This window comes from Tropicimonas omnivorans, assembly GCF_031846565.1.
GTDB lineage: Bacteria > Pseudomonadota > Alphaproteobacteria > Rhodobacterales > Rhodobacteraceae > Tropicimonas_B > Tropicimonas_B omnivorans.
Genome location: NZ_JAVRHL010000003.1, coordinates 84193 through 102842 on the forward strand (window position 1 = coordinate 84193; position 18650 = coordinate 102842).

An 18650-nucleotide genomic window follows, 5' to 3' on the forward strand; every position below is an offset into this window, starting at 1 on the left:
ATGCGCCATCTCGTCGGCGGGCTCGAGATTGTCTCGGGCCTGCTTCTCGTCGCGCTGATGTCCGTGACCGGGATGGACGTGATCGGACGGTATCTCTTCGACAGGCCGCTGCCGGGGGCTTTCGAGATGACCGAACTGCTTCTCGCCGCCCTGGTTTTCGCGGCCCTGCCGCTCGTCAGCCGTTCGGGCGGGCACGTGGAGGTCGACCTGCTCGACAGCCTGCTCCCGCCGGGGGCGCGCCGGGCGCTGTTGTGGATCGGCGCGGCGGCGGCGTTCTGCGTCCTGATGGTCTTCGCGTGGCGGCTGGTGCTTCACGGTCTGCAACAGGCCGGCGACGGGGCGCGCTCGATCTCCCTCGGCATCCCGTTCGCGCCGGTTTCCTTCTTCGGAGCGGCCGGATGTGCCGTGGCGGCGCTGTTCGGCCTTGTCCGGGCGATACGGGCATGACCGAAAGCCTGATCGGGATAGGGGTCCTCCTCGCGCTCGTGTTCGCACGGGTGCCCATTGGGTTCGCCATGGCGCTGGTCGGCGGGGCCGGCTTCGCGCTCATGCGCAATGTCGAAGCCGCGGGCGCGATGATCGGTACGACGGTTTTCGAGACGGGAATGAGCTATACCCTCTCCGTCCTGCCGCTCTTCATCTTCATGGGCAACGTGCTGGCGCAGTCCGGGATCGCGCAAGGTCTCTTCGCCGGAGCCGACCGGATCTTCGGCCGGATGCGCGGCGGGCTGGCGCTTGCCACGGTGATCAGCTGCGGCGGTTTCTCGGCGGTCTCGGGCTCCTCGCTCGCCACAGCCGCCACGATGAGCCGCGTGGCGCTGCCGCCGATGCGGAAATACGGCTATGACGACAGTCTCGCCTCTGGCGCCATCGCCGCTGGCGGCACGCTCGGCATCCTGATCCCGCCCTCCGTCATCCTCATCATCTATGGATTGCTGACCGAGAGCGATATCGGGGACCTCTTCATCGCGGGCCTCCTGCCCGGCGCGCTCGGCGTGCTGCTCTACCTGCTCGCCGTGATGGTCACCGTGCGCCTCGATCCGTCGCGCGCGCCGGACGTCTCGGAGGTCGTGCCGATGTCGCGGCGGGATACGGTGGGCGTTCTGGGAACGCTCGCGCTCTTCATCTTCATCATGGGCGGCATATACGGTGGCGTCTTCACCCCCATCGAGGCAGGCGGCATGGGCGCGCTCTTCGCTGTCCTCCTCGCCGTGGCGATCCGCGGCCTCGACTGGGCGGGCTTCCGGACGGCCGTTCGCGAGACGGTCCTCGCGACGGCGATGATCTTCGCCATCATCATCGGGGCGGAGATCTTCTCCACCTTCATCAACTTCGCGGGCCTGCCGATGGCGCTGGTGGACATGATCTACGAGCTCGACGTGTCGCCCTGGCTCGTGATCGGGGCGATGGTGGCGATCTATCTGGTCATGGGCTGCGTCTTCGAGAGCCTGTCGATGATCCTTCTGACGGTGCCGGTGTTCTACCCCGTCGTGCAGCAGCTCGATTTCGGAGGCGGATGGCTGGGCAATCCGGACGACGTGCTGATCTGGTTCGCCATCGTCGTGGTCGTGGTGACCGAGATCAGCCTGATCACGCCGCCGGTGGGGATGAACGTCTTCGTCATGCGCTCCGTCATTCCCGATATCGAGCTGATGACGGTGTTCCGCGGGGTGCTGCCGTTCTGGATCGCGGACCTCGTGCGGCTTGCGATCCTGATCTTCATCCCGTGGTTCTCGCTCGCGCTGCTCTGATCCTCAGACGAGTCCGGACCACACCAGCCGGAGGGAAATCACGGCGAGGATCGCCAGGATGATCTTGTCGAAGGTCGCCCTGTCGATGGCCCTCGCGAGGCGCGCGCCCACCGGCATTCCGGCGAAGAGGGGCGCAAGCGCGGCGATGCTCAGGATCATCCGTTCGGGAGACAGGATGCCGAGGCCGTAGAGGAACGGGATCTGCACCACGGCTGACGCCGCGAAGAAGGTGGAGATCGTCACGATGAACGTCGCCCGCTCGAGCGAGATCGCGTTCAGGAAGGTGATCGAGACCGGGGCCGAGATCCCCGTCGCGCCCTGCAGGACGCCGCCCATGAGCCCCGCCGGCACGGAGAGCCGCGCGGCGAGGGCTTCGCCGAGGCGCCAGCCGGGCTGGAGGAGGCGGAAGGAGATGTAGAGCAGCACCGCGAGAGCGACGATCAGCAAAAGCAGGTCCGGCGCGAAGGCGGCCAGCATCAGGGAGCCCGTCACCGTGCCGACCGCGCCCGCGGCGGCGAAGCCCCAGATCAGGAGCGGCTCGGGCCGGCTTTTGCGAAAATGCCACGCCTGCCACGAGTTGGAGACGAGGCTGGGCACGGTCATGACCGCGACGGCGAGAGGCACGTCGTAAAGCATGGAGAGAAGGGGGATCGCGAGCAGCGGCGCACCGGCGCCGGTGGCCCCTTTCAGGATCCCGCCGATGAAGAGCGATACGCCTCCGATTATGAGCCCCGTCTGGTCCATCGCGGCCGTCCTAGTCCCTGCGCGCGGCGGCGTCGAGTTGCCCTGGCGGATCTGACGGGGGTGTGGCGAACGCGCGACCTCATTCCCCCGCTGACATCGCGCGGGCGAGGGCCGTGACCTCCGCCATCGAGGTCAGGCTCCTGCGTTCGAGGAGCAGCCGCCTCGCCGTGCGCAGGGCGACGGCTTCGCAGGCCGCGCGGGTTGGCACATCCGCGATCATCTCGAAATCCTCGACATGGGAAATTCCGAGGATGCGGCGGATCATCTTCGCCCCGGCAAAGCCCAGCGTCTCCGCGAAGATGTCCCTCAGCCGCGCGTCGATGAAGGCATCCGCCGTGCCATCCCCGGCGACCTCCGGGATCAGGGTGCCGTCCGCATCCGGCCGGGCAAGCGTCCTGAACTCCCGGGCAAAGGCGGCCCAGAGGCCCGCCGCGGTCTCCAGGATCCACTCGGCGTGATCCGTCCGCTCCCCGGCATGGCCGGGCTGGCTTGCGTGGGCGAGGAGGAGGTTGCCGATCAGCGCGCCGATATCGAAGGCCATTGGCCCCATGAAGGCCCATTCGGGGTCGATCACGCGGGTATCGCCGCGCCGCACCATCACCGATCCGGTGTGCAGATCGCCGTGAATTAGCGCCTCCGCCCGGCTTCGGAAGATGTGCTTCATCTCCGTCGCCGCGGCCTTCAGCGCGCCGTCCGAGCGGAACTCGGCCGCGAGCGCCTCCTGCCCGGGTGTTAGACGGTTGAGCGGTGCGTTCCAGTAGGGGCCCGTGAAGACCACGTCCTGCGTCGTCTGGCAGAGGACGGCATTGCCGGCGAAGGCTTCCACCAGACGCGTTTTCCGCGAGGTCGTCATCGCGTGATCCGAGGTCAGGACCAGCGTTCGGGCGAGGTACCGTCCGAGGTCCTGCGCGAGGCGGGGAAAGCGGCGCCCGGCCACGAGGGCATGCCTCAGGACGACGTGCTCGCTCAGGTCCTCCATGACGATCAGAGCCAGATCCTCGCGCCATCCGATCAGCTCCGGCAACTGCCCCGGAGCGTGCGTTCCGTGCTCGATCATCGCCCGGTGCTCGAACGTCGCGCGGGAGACGGGGAAGGGCCAGCTCTCCCCGATGGAGCGGATATAGGGCAGCGCCTGTTTCACCACGACCGATCCCGCCGGCCCACGGACGCGGAAGACGGCGTTCATGTTGCCGTCGCTGATCTCGCCCGCGCTCCAGCGGTCCGGTCCGCCGCCGAGACGCTCCGGCACGCCGGGCAGATCGGCCAGGAGCCGGGGCAGGGCGGCCGCGCCCATTCGGGCGTAGCCGGGAGGAACTGGATAACTTTGCATCATCCCGCTCATCTGGGGCGTGGCGGCGGTCCCGCCAGTGACGCGGTGGACGGCCCTAGAACAATGCCGTGAGAAAAGGTTACCACGGTGTCTTCCGCGCCGTATCTCGGCGCAATCTGGGCCAAACGACCGAGGAGATGCCATGATGAGACGACCCCGCGCCGCCCTTTGGGCCTCCCTCCTTGCCGCCATGGCCGGCGTCGCGAGCGCCGAGACCGATCCCGCCGATTGGGATGCGGTCCTGGGCGCTGCCGAAGGACAGACCGTCTACTGGAACGCCTGGGGCGGCGATCCGCGCACCAATGCCTATATCGAATGGGCCGCGGGCAAGGTGGCCTCCCGGTTCGGCGTCGAGCTGGAGCTGGTGAAGCAGTCGGACATCTCAGCCGCGATCTCCACCGTCCTGTCGGAGAAGAGCGCCGGCAAGGACGAGGGCGGCTCCATCGACCTGCTCTGGATCAACGGCGAGAACTTCGCCGCGATGAAGCAGCAGGACCTGCTCTTCGGTCCCTGGGCGGAGGACCTGCCGAACTGGTCGCTTCTCGGGGCCGAGGACAATCTGGCCCTGACCGAGGATTTCACCGTGCCCACCGAGGGGCTCGAGGCTCCGTGGAGCATGGCGCAGGTGGTCTTCTATCACGACAGCGCCCGCGTGCCCGAGCCGCCGAAGACGGTCCGGGATCTCCTTGAGTGGACGCGCGCGAACGAGGGCCGGTTCACCTACCCCCAACCGCCGAACTTCCTAGGCACGACGTTCCTCAAGCAGGCTCTTCTCGGCCTCGTGGAGGATACCGCCCCGCTCTATGCGCCCGTCTCGGAGGCCGATTACGAAACGGTCACGGCGCCGCTCTGGGACTGGCTCGGGGAGCTGACGCCGACCCTCTGGCGCTCCGGCGCGGCCTATCCGCAATCGGGGCCGGCGCAGCGGCAGCTGATGGCGGACGGGGAGATCGACATCGCGATCTCCTTCAGCCCCGCCGAAGCCTCCGCCGCCATCGCGAAGTTCGAACTGCCGGAGAGCGTCAGGACCTATGTTCTCGACGGTGGCACGATCGGCAACGCCAATTTCCTCGCCATTCCCTACAACGCGACCGCAAAGGAGGGCGCGATGGTGGTGGCGAATTTCCTGATGTCCCCCGAGGCGCAGGCGCGCAAGCAGGATCCCGAGGTCCTGGGCGCCCTGACCGTGCTCGATGTCGCCGGTCTCGGCGACGAGGACCGCGCGCTCTTCGACGATCTGGACCTCGGCATCGCGACGCTCACCCCCGAAGAGCTGGGATCGCCCCTGGCCGAGCCTCATCCGAGCTGGATGGAGCGGATCGAGGAGGACTGGGACCGCCGCTACGGTGCCGGTCAGTAAGGTCGCGGGCTCGGTGGGAGAGGCTCGCATCCTGGCGGCGCCGATGCGCCCGCGCGGGCGGCCACGGCTTCTGCCCTTGGCGCCGCTCTTCACCCTCGCGGTGCTTCTGGGGCCGGTGGCGGCGGGGCTGATCGGCGTCCTTGCGCCCGCATTCGGCTACTATCCGGCGCTCGGGGCAACCGAGCTGTCGCTCGCGCCATTCCGCTCACTGCTGGCCTGGCCGGGACTGGGGGGTGCGGTGCGTCTCTCGGCCGTCACCGCGCTGGCCTCCACCGCCCTCGCTCTCGGCGTGACGCTGCTCATCTGCGCCGCCTGGCATGGCACGCGCGCGTTCGGCGCCATCGAGCGTCTGCTCTCGCCGCTTCTCTCGGTGCCCCATGCCGCAGCGGCGCTCGGGCTTGCCTTCCTGATCTCCCCCTCCGGCTGGATCACCCGTGCGCTCTCCCCCTGGGCGACGGGATGGGATCTGCCGCCGGACGTCCTGATCGTGGGCGATCCGGCTGGCTTTGCCCTGATCGCGGGGCTGGCCGCGAAGGAGATCCCGTTCCTCCTTCTAATGACCCTCGCGGCGCTGTCGCAGATCCCGGCGCGCCGCAGCGTCCTTCTGGCGCAGACGCAAGGCTACGGCCGTGTCACGGCATGGGTGAAGACGGTCTTCCCGCGTGTCTACCCGCAGATACGGCTGCCGATCTACGCCGTCCTCGCCTTCTCCGCCTCGGTGGTGGACGTGGCGGTGATCCTCGGCCCCTCGACGCCGCCGCCGTTGTCGGTCCAGATCCTGCGCTGGCTGAACGATCCGGACCTCTCGATGCGGTTCGAGGCGGGGGCCGGGGCGGTGCTGCAATTCGGGATCGTCCTTTCGCTGCTGGCTCTTTGGCGCTTCGGCGAACTGGTCCTCGCGCGCGGCGGAGGCGCCTGGATCGCGCGGGGCGCGCGCGGGCGGGCGGATGCGGCATGGCGGGGGCTCGCCGTATCCGCCGCCGGGCTCTCGGCCGGGGCCGTCCTGCTGGCCGTCGCGGGCCTCGCGGTCTGGTCCTTCGCCGGCTTCTGGAGCTTTCCAGATGCGCTGCCGGCCGGTCTGACCTTGCGGTCCTGGGAGGGGCAGTTGCCGGGGCTGGCCGAGCGCATCGGGACCACGATCCTGATCGCGGCACTCGCCACCATCATCTCGCTCCTGCTCGTTCTCGCCTGCCTCGAAGCCGAGTATCGCCATGGCCTCCGCCCCGGCACGCGGGCGCTCTGGCTTCTCTACATCCCGCTCATCGTGCCGCAGACAACGTTCGTCACGGGCCTTCAGACCCTTGCCATCGGGACGGGGCTGGCCGGGTTGACGGGCTCGGTCATCGCCGCGCATGTCGTGTTCGTGCTGCCATACGTCTTCCTCTCCCTCGGCGATCCGTTCCGGGCCTGGGATCCGCGCTACGGACTTGCGGCGGCGACGCTCGGGGCAGGTCCGGACCGGCTTCTCTGGCAGGTACGCCTGCCGATGCTGCTTCGCCCGATCCTGACCGCGGCTGCGGTGGGCTTCGCCGTCTCCGTGGGTCAGTACCTGCCCACGCTGCTCCTTGGCCTCGGGCGCGTGCCGACGCTGACGACGGAAGCCGTGGCGCTCTCCTCCGGCGGAGACAGACGGCTCATCGGCGTCTATGCCATCACGCAGACGGCGGTGCCGCTCCTCGGCTTCGCCGCGGCCATCGCGCTTCCCGCCTTCGCGTTCCGAAACCGGAAGGGGCTCGCATGACGGACGGATTGTCGCTCGAGGGGGTCAGAATCGCGTTGCGGGGGGTGCCGCTCGTCTCGCTGGACGTGCGGATCGCGCCGGGCGAGGTCCTGACGATCATGGGCCCCTCGGGGTCCGGCAAATCGACGCTCCTGTCGCTGCTCGTCGGAGCCTGTCCGCCCGAATTCGAGACGCGGGGACGTGTGCTGCTGGGCGGACGCGACCTTGCCGGTCTCGGGCCGAGGGAGCGCCGGATCGGACTGCTCTTCCAGGACGACCTGCTCTTTCCCCACATGTCCGTCGGCGCCAATCTCGCCTTCGCCCTGCCGCCCTCGCTCAGGGGCCGCGCGGCGCGGCGGCGCGCGGTGGAGGCGGCGCTCGAGGATGCGGAGCTTGCAGGCTTCGCGGATCGTGATCCCGCCACGCTGTCGGGCGGACAGCGCTCCCGCGTCGCGTTGATGCGGACGCTTCTCGGCGAGCCGCAGGCGCTTCTTCTCGACGAACCCTTCTCCCGCCTCGACGCTGATCTCCGGGAGAGTCTGCGCGGTTTCGTCTTCGACCGTATCCGCGCTCGCGGCGTGCCGGCGCTTCTCGTCACCCACGATGCCGAGGATGCCGCCGCCGCCGGGGGCCGCGTGGTGGACCCGCTTGGTCGCGGCGCCGGCGCTCAGGCGAAGGCGGCCAGCTTGTCGTAGAAGTGTCCGAAGATGTCGTCCCGCGCGATGTCGTAGGCCTCCCGGATCTCGTGGCGCCCCTGCTCCTGGGAGAAGCGCAGGTCCTCCCCGAGGACGGGGGAGGGGGTGAGGATTGTCGGCACCCAGGCCGGATCCACGAGCCATGCGATATCGATCATGTCCCAGATCACCCAGGTCCGCCGGGCGGTGTCCGCGGTGGCGAACATGCGGTGAAGGGGGTTCTGGTCGTAGAGCTTCCAGAGCGCGTCACCAAGCGCCCCGCGTCCCTTCACGAAGAGCTCCATCTCGGGGCGCGAGATGCGCAGCTGCGCGCCGACATGGTAGCCCGGCAGGTAGACCAGCGGCACGCCGCAGCCGAAGAGCAGGCGCGCGGCATGGGGGTCCTGCACGAGGTTGAGCGCGGGCCACTGGTCATGGGGCTGGCGGGAGGGGAAGCCGGCGGTCCAGAGCACGACGATACGGGCCGCGATCTCGGGCGCGCGGGCAAGGGCGGCGGCGACATTGGTCAGGCAGCCCATCGCGGCGACGTAGAGCGGTCCCTCGCCCGCAAGCGCCAGCTCGACGAGGGCCTCGGCGCCCTCCGACCAGACGATATCGTCCGGCCCCGTCATGTAGCGCGGAGCGCCGCGCAGGGCCGGGGTCTCGCCTGCGCCGCAGAGACCGTGGATGCGCCGGATCTCCGCATGGGACGCCTCCATGCCCGCGTCCGGCGTCACGAGTTCCGCGTCGAGACTGGCGGCGCTCCGCCCCTCGGCGGCGAGCCGTGCGGCCCAGGCTTGGTGCATGGGGCGACCCTGTCCTGCCTCCGCGCGGCGCAGTTCGGGAAGGTGGTGCCGGAAGGAGAACGGCTCGGCCACGGTTGCCTCAACCTGAACCCGCTCCGGTGTCATCAGCGCCCAGGCGAGGGCGAACTGGTCGTCGATCTCGTTGGCGCAATCGGTGTCGATCACGAGGCGGACGGGCGCGCCGTCCGGCGGGGCGAGGCGCGTGCGGCGGAAGGCGGGGGAGAGATCCGGGAAGCTGGTCATGGGCCCGGATATACCATTCCCCGCGCCGGGAACCACGGGGCCGCGGGCCCCCTTTTGCCCCGGGCGGCGCCGCGCATAGGGTGCGGGCGGCAGATGAAGGAGAGACCATGCCCCTGACCGACGAGGCGAAGGCCGTCCTGCGGGACGTGACCACGGCGACCCTGACGACGATCCTGCTCAAGAAGGGTCTGCGCAATGTCTGGATCCGGGGCGCGATGCCGCTTCGGCCCGGCGAGGAGCGGCTGGTGGGGGAGGCCTTCACCATGCGCTTCGTTCCCGCGCGGGAGGATCTGGCGACGCCGGCCTCCTGGGCCAGCCCGATCTCCACCCGCACGGCCATCGAGGAGATGGCGCCCGGTCAGATCGCCGTGATCGACGCGATGGGGATCGCCGATGCAGGCGTGTTCGGGGACATCCTGTGCGCGCGGATGGCGCAGAAGGGCGTGGGGGGCCTGATCACGGACGGCGCCGTGCGGGATCTGTCGGGCGTCCGGGCGACGGGGTTGCCGGTCTGGTGCCGCGGCGTGGCCGCGCCGCCCTCCGTCGCCGGCCTGACCTTCGTCGGCTGGGGGGAGACCATTGGCTGCGGCGGTGTCGCGGTGCTCGCCGGGGACGTGATCGTCGCGGACGAGGACGGCGCCGTGGTGATCCCGCAGGCGCTTCTGGACGAGGTGGTGGAGGAGGCTCCGGCGCAGGAGCAGATGGAAGGCTGGATCATCGACGAGGTCGGCCGCGGTGCCCGCCTTCCCGGTCTCTACCCGATGAACGAGGAGACCAGGGCACGCTACGACATATGGCGCGACCTCGGCCGGCGGCGCGACGAGACGAGCTGAAGGGAGGCGGCGAGCGACGGCTCCCGGAGCCACCCCGGCTGGGCGGCGCGCGTTATGGCGAGGCTGGACGCCGCCGCCCGTCGGTCCGGCGCCGGTCCTCGTCAAAGGGCCGGAGCCACATATACTTGAGACCCTACTTGCGAATTGTTCGCAAAAGCGTATGTATCCGATGCAGACGCCGCTCCCCCCGGGTGCGGCCCGATATCAGCCGATGGGAGACATCCATGCCGAGACCGACCCGCCTCATGCTTGCCGGGACCGCGCTCATCGCGCTCGCCGCGACCGCGCGGGCGCAGGACGGAGAGCCGATGAAGGTGGTCACCACCTTCACCGTCCTTGCCGACATGGCGCAGAACGTGGCCGGGGACGCGGCCGAGGTCGTGTCGGTGACCAAGCCCGGCGCTGAAATCCACGGCTACGAGCCGACCCCGCGGGACATCGTCCGCACGAGAGGGGCCGACCTCGTGCTCTGGAACGGTCTGAACCTCGAGCTCTGGTTCGAGCAGTTCCTCGCCAATCTCGGCGATGTGCCGTCCGCCACGCTGACGGACGGGATCGACGCGATCCCGATCGCGGAAGGGGCCTACGAGGGTCAGTCGAACCCGCATGCCTGGATGGGCCTCGAGAATGCCGCCCGCTACGTCGACAATATCGTCGCGGCCTTTTCGGAAGTCGATCCGGACAATGCAGGAACCTACGAGGCCAACGGAGCGGCCTACAAGGAGGAGATCCGCGCGACCATCGAGCCCTTGCGCGAGCGCATCGCGACGATCCCCGAGGACCAGCGCTGGCTGGTGACCTGCGAAGGCGCGTTTTCCTACCTCGCGCGCGACTTCGGGCTGAAGGAGCTCTATCTCTGGCCAATGAACGCGGATCAGACGGGGACGCCGCAGCAGGTTCGCAAGGTGATCGACGGGGTGCGCGACAACGAGGTGCCGGTGGTCTTCTGCGAAAGCACGGTGAACACCGCGCCGGCCCGCCAGGTCGCGCGGGAGACGGGTGCGGAGTACGGCGGCGAGCTCTATGTCGACTCGCTCTCCGCCGCCGACGGACCCGTGCCGAGCTACCTCGATCTTCTCCGCGTGACCTCCGAGACGGTTGCGAACGGCCTCGCGCCCGCGGCGGAATGACAGGGAGCGCGAGGGGGGCTTAGCCGGCCCCCCGATGACAACAGGAGCGGGGCGCCGGGGACATGGCGGCCCGCCAATCAGGGATCAGACATGCTCGACACCACGGCCGACATCGACAGGAAGACCGACGCGGAGGGACCCGCGGGCGGGATCTACGCGGACGACGTGACGGTCACCTACCGCAACGGGCATACCGCGCTGTCCCATGCCAGCTTCGGCATCCCCCGCGGCACGGTAACGGCCCTCGTCGGGGTGAACGGGGCCGGGAAGTCCACGCTCTTCAAGGCGATCATGGGGTTCGTTCCGGCGGCGCGCGGGGAGATCCGGCTTCTGGGCCGCAGCGTGAAGGAGGCGCTGCGGGAGAACCTGGTCGCCTACGTTCCGCAATCGGAGGAGGTCGACTGGGCCTTTCCGGTGCTGGTCGAGGACGTGGTGATGATGGGGCGCTACGGCCATATGGGTTTTCTGCGGCGCCCCAAACCGGCGGACCGGGCGGCGGTGGACGAGGCGCTCGCGCGCGTGAACATGCAGGAGTTCCGGCACCGCCAGATCGGCGAGCTCTCTGGCGGTCAGCGCAAGCGCGTGTTCCTCGCCCGGGCCCTCGCCCAGGACGGCCGGGTGATCCTGCTGGACGAGCCGTTCACCGGCGTCGACGTAAGGACCGAGGAGCAGATCATCGTCCTGCTGAAGGAGCTGAAGGCGGAGGGGCGGGTGATGCTCGTCTCCACCCACAATCTCGGGTCCGTGCCCGAGTTCTGCGACCGCTGCGTCCTCGTGAAGGGAACGGTGCTGGCCCACGGACCGACCGGGACGACCTTCACCCGCGCCAACCTCGAACAAGCCTTCGGCGGTGTTTTGCGCCATTTCACGTTGGGCGGCGCGGACCTGCACGAGGATCACGATGCGGATGCCCGCTCGATCTCCATCTTCACGGACGACGAGCGACCGCTCGTTCATTACGGCGACCGGCCGCGGACGCAGGGCGAGGGCGAGTAGATGGACGTTCTGCTCGAGCCGTTCGCCTATTCCTACATGACGAACGCGATGTGGGTCTCGGCCATGGTGGGGGCGGTCTGCGCGTTCCTGTCGGTCTATCTCATGCTCAAGGGATGGTCGCTGATCGGGGACGCGCTCTCCCATTCCGTGGTTCCGGGCGTCGCCGGGGCGTACATGCTCGGCCTGCCATTCGCGCTCGGCGCGTTCCTCGCGGGCGGGCTGGCGGCGGGGGCGATGCTCTTCCTGTCGGACCGCTCGGGGCTCAAGGTGGACGTGATCATCGGCCTCATCTTCACGGCCTTCTTCGGGCTCGGCCTGTTCCTCGTCTCGATCAACCCGATGTCGGTCTCGATCCAGACCATCACGATGGGCAACATCCTCGCCATCACGCCCGGAGACACGCTTCAGCTCGCGGTCATCGGGGCGGTCTCGCTGACGGTCCTTCTGCTGAAATGGAAGGATCTCATGGTCACCTTCTTCGACGAGAACCATGCGCGATCCATCGGGCTGCGGCCGGGCCTTCTCAAGGCGGTCTACTTCGTCCTGCTCTCCGCCGCGGTCGTCGCCGCGATGCAGACGGTCGGAGCGTTTCTCGTCATCGCCATGGTGGTGACGCCTGGGGCGACGGCGTATCTGCTGTGCGACCGGTTCCCGAGGCTCCTGATGCTCTCCGTCGCGATCGGCGCGGGGACGAGCTTCTTCGGCGCCTATGCCAGCTACTTCCTTGACGGGGCGACGGGGGGCGTGATCGTCACCCTCCAGACGCTGATCTTCCTTGCCGCCTTCGTCTTCGCACCCAAGCACGGCATCCTGGCGGCGAAGCGCAAGGCGCGGGCGGCGCTGAGGGAGCCTCTGCCGCTCAGGGCAACAGGGGAGCCGGCGGAATGACCTTCGAGACGCTTCTTCTTCCGTTTCAGTTTCCATTCATGCTCAAGGCATTCGCCATCGCCGCCCTCGTGGCGGTGCCGACGGCGCTGCTCTCATGCTTCCTCGTCCTCAAGGGCTGGGCGCTCATGGGGGATGCGGTCAGCCATTCAATCCTGCCGGGCATCGTGCTTGCCTGGATCACGGGCATCCCGCTCATCGTCGGAGCCTTCGCCGCCGGAATGGGCTGCGCGCTCCTGACCGGTTACCTCGCCGAGAACAGCCGGGTGAAGCAGGACACGGTGATGGGTGTCGTCTTCTCGGGCATGTTCGGGGTCGGCATCATCCTCTACACCTCGATCGACACGAACCAGCATCTCGATCACGTCCTCTTCGGCAACATGCTCGGGGTCGGGGCGCAGGACCTCTGGACGGCGGGTCTGATCGCGCTCGGAGTGTCGGGAGTCCTTCTGGTGAAGTGGAAGGACTTCCTCCTCCACGCCTTCGATCCGGCGCAGGCGCAGGCGAGCGGTCTGAGGACGAACTGGCTGCATTACGGCCTTCTGTCCATCCTGTCCCTGACCATCGTCGCGACGCTCACCTCCACCGGCCTGATCCTCGCCGTGGGGCTTCTGATCGCGCCGGGGGCCATCGCCTTCCTGACGGTCCGGAGCTTCGGACAGATGATGGCGGTCGCGGTGACGGTCTGCCTCGCGGCGATGCTCGGCGGCGTCTATGCCAGCTTCTGGCTCGACAGCGCGCCGGCCCCGACGGTGATCCTGATCCTGACGGCGATGTTCCTCGTCGCGTTCATCCTCCGGCTGCGAACGACCCGAGCCGCGTCGAGGCGGCTGAACGCTGCCGAGAGCTGACATCGCCCCAGTTGCGCCCTTCGAGCCGTTGGCCGTCCGGCAACGGGCTCGCTTCGACGGGCCGGCCTGCTTTGCAAGTGCAGCGGCAGGCGTACACGCCCATCAGATCGGCAGATGCCCGCGTTCTGCGCGCCATTGTGCCATTCCCGGCAATGTGATTGGCTCGATTCCATAAACCAAACAGGGAGCGAGTCATGTTTCGCCATCTCATCAAAGCGGCGGGTGTCGCCGCGATCGGCCTCGTCGCCGCCGGGTCCGCAAGCGCCCAGGAACCGCAGTTCTTCCGCATCGGCACCGGCGGCACCGCCGGCACCTATTACCCGATCGGCGGCCTCATCGCGAACGCGATCTCCAGCCCGCCGGGATCCCGTGCCTGCGAGGAAGGCGGCTCCTGCGGCGTGCCGGGTCTGATCGCGACGGCGCTGTCCGCCAACGGCTCCGTGGCCAACGTCAACGCCATTGCCGGCGGCACGCTGGAATCCGGCTTCGCCCAGTCCGACGTCGCCACCTGGGCGCAGACGGGCACCGGCATCTGGGAAGACCGTGACGCGGTCGAGGGCCTGCGCGCCATCGCCAACCTCTACCCCGAGACGATCCACCTCGTCGCCGCCGCGGACAGCGGCATCGAGGGCGTGGCCGATCTCGAGGGCAAGCGCGTCTCGCTCGACGAGCCGGGCTCCGGCACCCTCGTCGACGCCCGCATCATCCTCGGCGCCTACGGCCTCTCCGAAGATGACGTGGACGCCGCGTTCCTGAAACCCGACCAGGCCGCCGAGCGCATGCGCGACGGCGCGATGGACGCGTTCTTCTTCGTCGGCGGCTTCCCGGCCGGCGCCATCGCCGAACTGGCGAGCCAGGACGATATCACGCTGGTTCCGATCTCCGGTGACGAGGCCTCCTCGATCCGCGACGAGTACACCTTCTTCGCCGAGAACGTCGTTCCGGCCGGCACCTATGAAGGCGTGGACGAGGACGTCACCACGCTGTCCGTAGGCGCCCAGTGGGTGACGAGCGCGGATCAGCCCGAGGAGCTCGTCTACGACATCACCGCGGCCCTGTGGAACGAGAATACCCGCAAGCTGCTCGATGCCGGCCACCAGAAGGGCAAGGAAATCACCGCCGATACGGCGCTGAACGGTGTCGGCATCCCGCTGCACCCCGGCGCCGCCCGCTTCTACGAGGAGCAGGGCATGGAACTGCCGGAAGGTTCCGCGGCCGAGTGATCGCCTGATCGCCAAGGACAGATCCGGGGGCGCCATGGCGCGCCCCCGGGTTACAGCCATCGCCGGATCGCCCGGCTTCCCCGACAGTATGATTGCGACCCGCCGCAGCGCCCCCGACCGGCGTATGCGGACCCTTCGGAGACACCCCGATGACCCAGCTTCCCGATCAAGAGCGCGCCGAGCATCTGACCGAAGAGCAGATGAAGGAGCTGGAGGAGCGCTACGATCCCGAAGTGCGCTTCCGCCCGTTGCCGCCGTTCCTCGGCTGGGTCACGGCGATCGCGCTGTTCGTGCTGTCCTGCTACCACTTCTACACCGCCGGCTACGGCATCCCGCAGGCGACGACCCATCGCGGCCTGCACCTCGCCTTCACGCTTGCGCTCGTGTTCCTGTCCTTCACGCTCTGGAACCGCCGGGACACGCCGCACCAGGGGATTCTCGCGCCGCTCGGCCTGCCGCTCTATGACTGGGCCTTCGCGATCGCAGGCGCCGTCTCCGCCTTCTACGTGCCGTGGATCTTCGACGATCTGGCCTTCCGCGTCGGTGCGCCGCTGCCGATCGACGTCATCATGGGAACCATCCTGATCGTCACCCTGCTCGAGGCGACCCGCCGGGCGATGGGCTGGCCGCTCCCGATCATCGCGCTGCTGTTCCTCGCCTACGCCTATTTCGGACGGTCCATGCCCGGGGTGCTCACCCATCCCGGCGCCGACTGGACCGGCATCGTGAACCACCTCTACCTGACGAGCCAGGGCATCTACGGCACAGCGCTCGGGGTCATATCGACCTACGTCTTCCACTTCGTGCTCTTCGGCGTGATGGCGACGCGGATCGGTCTCGGCCAGCTCTTCATCGACCTCGCCTCGGCCCTTGCGGGACGGTTCGCCGGCGGTCCGGCGAAGGTCTCCGTCGTGTCCTCGGCCATGCTCGGCTCGATTTCCGGCTCCTCCATCGCCAATACCGTCACCACCGGCTCGCTGACGATCCCGGCGATGATCCGGATCGGCTATCCGCGCCACTTCGCCGCCGCGGTGGAAGCCGCGTCCTCGACGGGCGGTCAGATCACGCCGCCGGTCATGGGCGCCGTGGCCTTCCTGATGATCGAGTACCTGGGCGTCCCCCTCACCACGATCCTCACCGCCGCCCTCGTGCCCGCGTTCATGCACTTCTTCGGCGTCCTCGTTCAGGTCCATCTCGAAGCGCGCCGCCGCGGCCTGCGCGGGCTGACGAAGGACGAGCTTCCCGTCGCCTGGACCGTCTTCAAGGCCGGCTGGCTCACGACGTTGCCGCTCTTCGTCCTCGTCGCCACGCTGCTCTCCGGGTACACGCCCTACCTCGCGGCGTTCTACGGCATCCTTGGCTGCATCCTCGTGCTGATCGTGCAGAACATCGTCCGGCACGACCTCAAAACCGCTGCCGTCGAGAGCGTGCGGGAAACGTGGGACGGCTTCGTCGTCGGTGCGAAATACTCGCTCTCCGTCACCGTGGCCGCCGCCCTCGTCGGCGTCATCATCGGTGTCGTCACGCTGACCGGCGTCGGCTTCAAGATCGCCTACATGGTCACCTCGGTCGCCGCCGGCTGGGCCACGGACCTGAGCGCGTTCCTGTCGGTCCTGCCGTTCGAGATCATGTCCGTCGAGGCGATGACGCTGCTCTTCACGCTTTTCATGACTGCCGTCGTCTGCGTCCTCATGGGGTGCGGCATCCCCACCACGGCGAACTACCTCATCATGATCGCCGTCGCGGCGCCGATCCTCGGGCTCCTCGGCGTGCAGCCCATCGTCGCGCACTTCTTCGTCTTCTATTACGGTGTGCTGGCGGACATCACGCCCCCTGTGGCGCTCGCGGCCTATGCCGCGGCTGGGATCGCGGATGCAAACGCCTTCAAGGCCGGCAACACCGCCTTCCGGCTCGGCATGGGCAAGGCGCTCGTCCCGTTCGTCTTCGCCTTCTCGCCGTCGATGCTGCTCGTCACGGAAGGCTTCACATGGAGCGAGTTCTTCCTGTCGACCTTTGGCGCGATGGCGGGCATCTGGATGCTCTCCGCCGCCTTCTCCAACTGGCTCTTCGCCCCGCTCCGGGCCTACGAGCGGGTGCTTCTCGCCCTGTCGGCGATCCTGCTGGTGGCGCCGGATCTCTACGCCACGCTCATCGGTGTGCTCCTGGTCCTGCCGGTTCTGATCAGGCAATTCCCGGCGCTCCGCAAGGATCCGCTGGAGCGGGCGACCTCCTAGGCAGGCGGCGCCTGGTTCGCGGCGACGCGCCAGGCACCGGGCGCCCCTTCGAGGAGGGGAGAGCGGAAGGCGCCCTCGACCGGGAGCTGATCCAGAAGGCCTCTCCAGCGCTCCGTCTGCAGCATCGCCGCGCCGAGAACGACGGGCGGCCGGCCCGCGAGATCCAAGAGCTCCAGCCCCGCGCGCATGGAGCTGCCGGTGGAGATCGCATCGTCGATCATCGCGGTCCGGCGCCCCTCGAGGAGCGGCAGCAGACGCGGATCGAGGTAGAGGCGCTTGGTGCTGTCAGGGCTCGTGATCGAGGAGAGCGGAACGGACAGCGCCGGATCGTACCAGAACTTGCGCGATGTCCCGAGGGGCACGTACCGCGCGTGGCCGAGCCGCTGCGCCACCGCCCGCGCGAGCGACAGGCCAAGCGTCGGCAGTCCGATGACGATCTCGGGCGCATGGACCTTCAGCCGCTCCGCGAGGGCATCGGCGAGCGCTGCCTCGACCGCGAAGGAGGCCTGGCCCAGGATCAGGGAGGCGATGGCGTGGCGCGTGCCCTTCAGCGGCCTGATCGGAAGCAGGAGCACGCGCCCATCCGGCAGCCGCGCCGGGTAACTTCGGTCGAACGGCGCCGCCGGAGCCTCGTCCGCGTTCAGAAAGTCCTGCCAGAAGTCGTGATCTTCCATGCTGCGTGACTACCTCTCACTGTCTCTTGCGGTTAAACTGCCCGGATGAAGGACAATATAGATTTCAACGCGCTCGCCGCGTTCCGCCAGGACTTGCATCGCCATCCGGAACTCGGGTTCGAGGAGCATCGGACGGCGGCCGCCGTCGCCGCGCGCCTGAGGGCCCTCGGCCTCGAGGTCACGGTGGGCATCGCCGAGACGGGCATCGTCGGCACGCTCCGGGGAGGGCAGGGGCCGTCCGTAGGCCTCCGCGCCGACATGGACGCGCTTGCCATGAGCGAAACCTCCGGACGCGCCTATGCCTCCGAGGTGCCGGGGCGGATGCATGCCTGCGGCCATGACGGGCATACCGCGATGCTTCTCGGCGCGGCGGAGGTTCTCGCCGCGGATCCGCCCGCAGGTACCGTCCACTTCATCTTCCAGCCCGCCGAGGAGGGGCGCGGCGGCGCGCGGCGCATGGTGGAGGAGGGATTGTTCACGCAATTCCCCTGCAATCACGTCTTCGGGCTGCACAACATGCCCGGCATTCCCTGTGATCGCATGGCCGTGGTCGCGGGTCCGCAGCTCGCCTCCTCCGATTCGTGGCGCGTGAGCTTCCGCGGCATCGGCTCCCATGGCGCAAAGCCCCACCAGGGGCGGGACGCGGTAACGGCGTCGGGGCAGTTTCTCGCCGCGCTCCAGACCATTCCGGGCCGCGTCGTCGATCCGCTGCAACCCGCCATCGTCAGCGCCTGCGCGGTCTCGGGGGGCGACATGAACGCGCTGAACGTGATCCCGGCCGAGGTGCAGATCGGCGGCACGGCGCGGGCCTTCTCGCCCGACGTGCGGGACCAGCTGGAGACGGAGATCGGCCGCCTCGCGCGCGGCATCGCGGCTTCGATGTGCGTCGAGGCGGAGTATACCTTCATCCGCCGCATTCCGCCGGTCGTGAACGATGCGGGCGCCACGGCCATCGCGCTTGCTGCCGCAGAGGAGGTGTCGACGGGCGTGGATACGGGCTTTCCGCCTTCTACGGCCGGGGACGACTTCGCCTTCTTCTCGGCGGAGGCGCCGGGCGCCTATGTCTGGCTCGGCAACGGCCCGGCGCGGGACGGCGCGCTTCACCACAATCCCGGTTACGATTTCAACGACGACGCGCTTCCGACCGGCGTCGCGTTCTGGGTGGCGGTCGCACGGAAGGCCCTCGGCGCCTGACC

General features: G+C 68.7%; 17 protein-coding genes. 13 read left to right on the forward strand and 4 right to left on the reverse strand.

Annotation, left to right across the window (positions count from 1 at the left end):
- Positions 1–447: a TRAP transporter small permease gene (locus RM543_RS10955; RefSeq protein WP_311691544.1), complete on the forward strand. Its 447-nt coding sequence runs from the start codon at positions 1–3 to the stop codon at positions 445–447.
- Entirely contained in the window at positions 444–1751 is a 1308-nt protein-coding gene (locus tag RM543_RS10960) for a TRAP transporter large permease (RefSeq protein ID WP_311691546.1), read from the forward strand. Before RM543_RS10955 ends, RM543_RS10960 begins: the two co-directional genes overlap by 4 nt.
- Positions 1752–1754: 3 nt before the next feature.
- On the opposite strand, the gene RM543_RS10965 is transcribed toward RM543_RS10960, so the two are convergent.
- Positions 1755–2495 (reverse strand): sulfite exporter TauE/SafE family protein, encoded by a 741-nt coding sequence (locus RM543_RS10965; RefSeq protein ID WP_311691548.1) that lies wholly within the window; start codon positions 2493–2495, stop codon positions 1755–1757.
- A gap of 79 nt (positions 2496–2574) precedes the next feature.
- Positions 2575–3825, reverse strand: a complete 1251-nt coding sequence (gene mtnK / locus RM543_RS10970; RefSeq protein WP_311691550.1) for an S-methyl-5-thioribose kinase — start codon at positions 3823–3825, stop codon at positions 2575–2577.
- Between the two features lie 145 nt (positions 3826–3970).
- Here mtnK and RM543_RS10975 point away from each other — a divergent pair, with 145 nt between their 5' ends.
- From RM543_RS10975 to RM543_RS10985, 3 genes are read left to right on the forward strand one after another with little or no spacing between them, the layout of a single operon-like run.
- Entirely contained in the window at positions 3971–5185 is a 1215-nt protein-coding gene (locus RM543_RS10975) for an ABC transporter substrate-binding protein (RefSeq protein ID WP_311693335.1), read from the forward strand.
- 43 nt (positions 5186–5228) lie between these two features.
- Positions 5229–6926 carry an ABC transporter permease gene (locus tag RM543_RS10980; protein WP_311693336.1) on the forward strand — a complete coding sequence of 566 codons (1698 nt, stop codon included), beginning with the start codon at positions 5229–5231 and terminating at the stop codon, positions 6924–6926.
- Positions 6923–7600 (forward strand): ATP-binding cassette domain-containing protein, encoded by a 678-nt coding sequence (locus RM543_RS10985; protein WP_311691552.1) that lies wholly within the window; start codon positions 6923–6925, stop codon positions 7598–7600. Before RM543_RS10980 ends, RM543_RS10985 begins: the two co-directional genes overlap by 4 nt.
- On the opposite strand, the gene RM543_RS10990 is transcribed toward RM543_RS10985, so the two are convergent.
- Positions 7573–8628 (reverse strand): nucleoside hydrolase, encoded by a 1056-nt coding sequence (locus tag RM543_RS10990; protein WP_311691554.1) that lies wholly within the window; start codon positions 8626–8628, stop codon positions 7573–7575. The two genes, RM543_RS10985 and RM543_RS10990, sit on opposite strands and share 28 nt — an antisense overlap.
- Positions 8629–8735: 107 nt before the next feature.
- Here RM543_RS10990 and RM543_RS10995 point away from each other — a divergent pair, with 107 nt between their 5' ends.
- The 7 genes from RM543_RS10995 (at position 8736) to RM543_RS11025 (ending at position 16780) form a co-directional block, all read left to right on the forward strand.
- A complete protein-coding gene (locus RM543_RS10995) occupies positions 8736–9461 on the forward strand; it encodes a ribonuclease activity regulator RraA (protein ID WP_311691556.1) in 726 nt (241 codons plus the stop codon).
- 224 nt (positions 9462–9685) lie between these two features.
- A complete protein-coding gene (locus tag RM543_RS11000; RefSeq protein ID WP_311691558.1) occupies positions 9686–10591 on the forward strand; it encodes a metal ABC transporter substrate-binding protein in 906 nt (301 codons plus the stop codon).
- A 90-nt stretch (positions 10592–10681) separates the two neighbouring features.
- A complete protein-coding gene (locus RM543_RS11005) occupies positions 10682–11587 on the forward strand; it encodes a manganese/iron ABC transporter ATP-binding protein (RefSeq protein ID WP_311691560.1) in 906 nt (301 codons plus the stop codon).
- Entirely contained in the window at positions 11588–12475 is an 888-nt protein-coding gene (locus RM543_RS11010) for a metal ABC transporter permease (RefSeq protein ID WP_311691563.1), read from the forward strand.
- Positions 12472–13323, forward strand: coding sequence for a metal ABC transporter permease (locus RM543_RS11015; RefSeq protein WP_311691565.1), 852 nt, complete (start codon positions 12472–12474; stop codon positions 13321–13323). The genes RM543_RS11010 and RM543_RS11015 overlap by 4 nt, the downstream gene beginning before the upstream one ends.
- A gap of 194 nt (positions 13324–13517) precedes the next feature.
- Positions 13518–14546, forward strand: coding sequence for a TAXI family TRAP transporter solute-binding subunit (locus tag RM543_RS11020; protein WP_311691567.1), 1029 nt, complete (start codon positions 13518–13520; stop codon positions 14544–14546).
- Positions 14547–14695: 149 nt separating this feature from the next.
- On the forward strand, positions 14696–16780 hold the full coding sequence (locus RM543_RS11025) for a TRAP transporter permease (protein ID WP_311691569.1): 2085 nt from the start codon (positions 14696–14698) through the stop codon (positions 16778–16780).
- Here RM543_RS11025 and RM543_RS11030 read toward each other — a convergent pair.
- Complete coding sequence (locus RM543_RS11030; RefSeq protein WP_311691571.1) at positions 16777–17454, reverse strand: phosphoribosyltransferase; 678 nt, start codon at positions 17452–17454, stop codon at positions 16777–16779. The genes RM543_RS11025 and RM543_RS11030 overlap by 4 nt on opposite strands.
- Positions 17455–17499: 45 nt before the next feature.
- On the opposite strand from RM543_RS11030, the gene RM543_RS11035 reads away from it, so the two are divergent.
- Entirely contained in the window at positions 17500–18648 is a 1149-nt protein-coding gene (locus RM543_RS11035) for an amidohydrolase (RefSeq protein WP_311691573.1), read from the forward strand.
- Positions 18649–18650 lie beyond the last annotated feature (2 nt).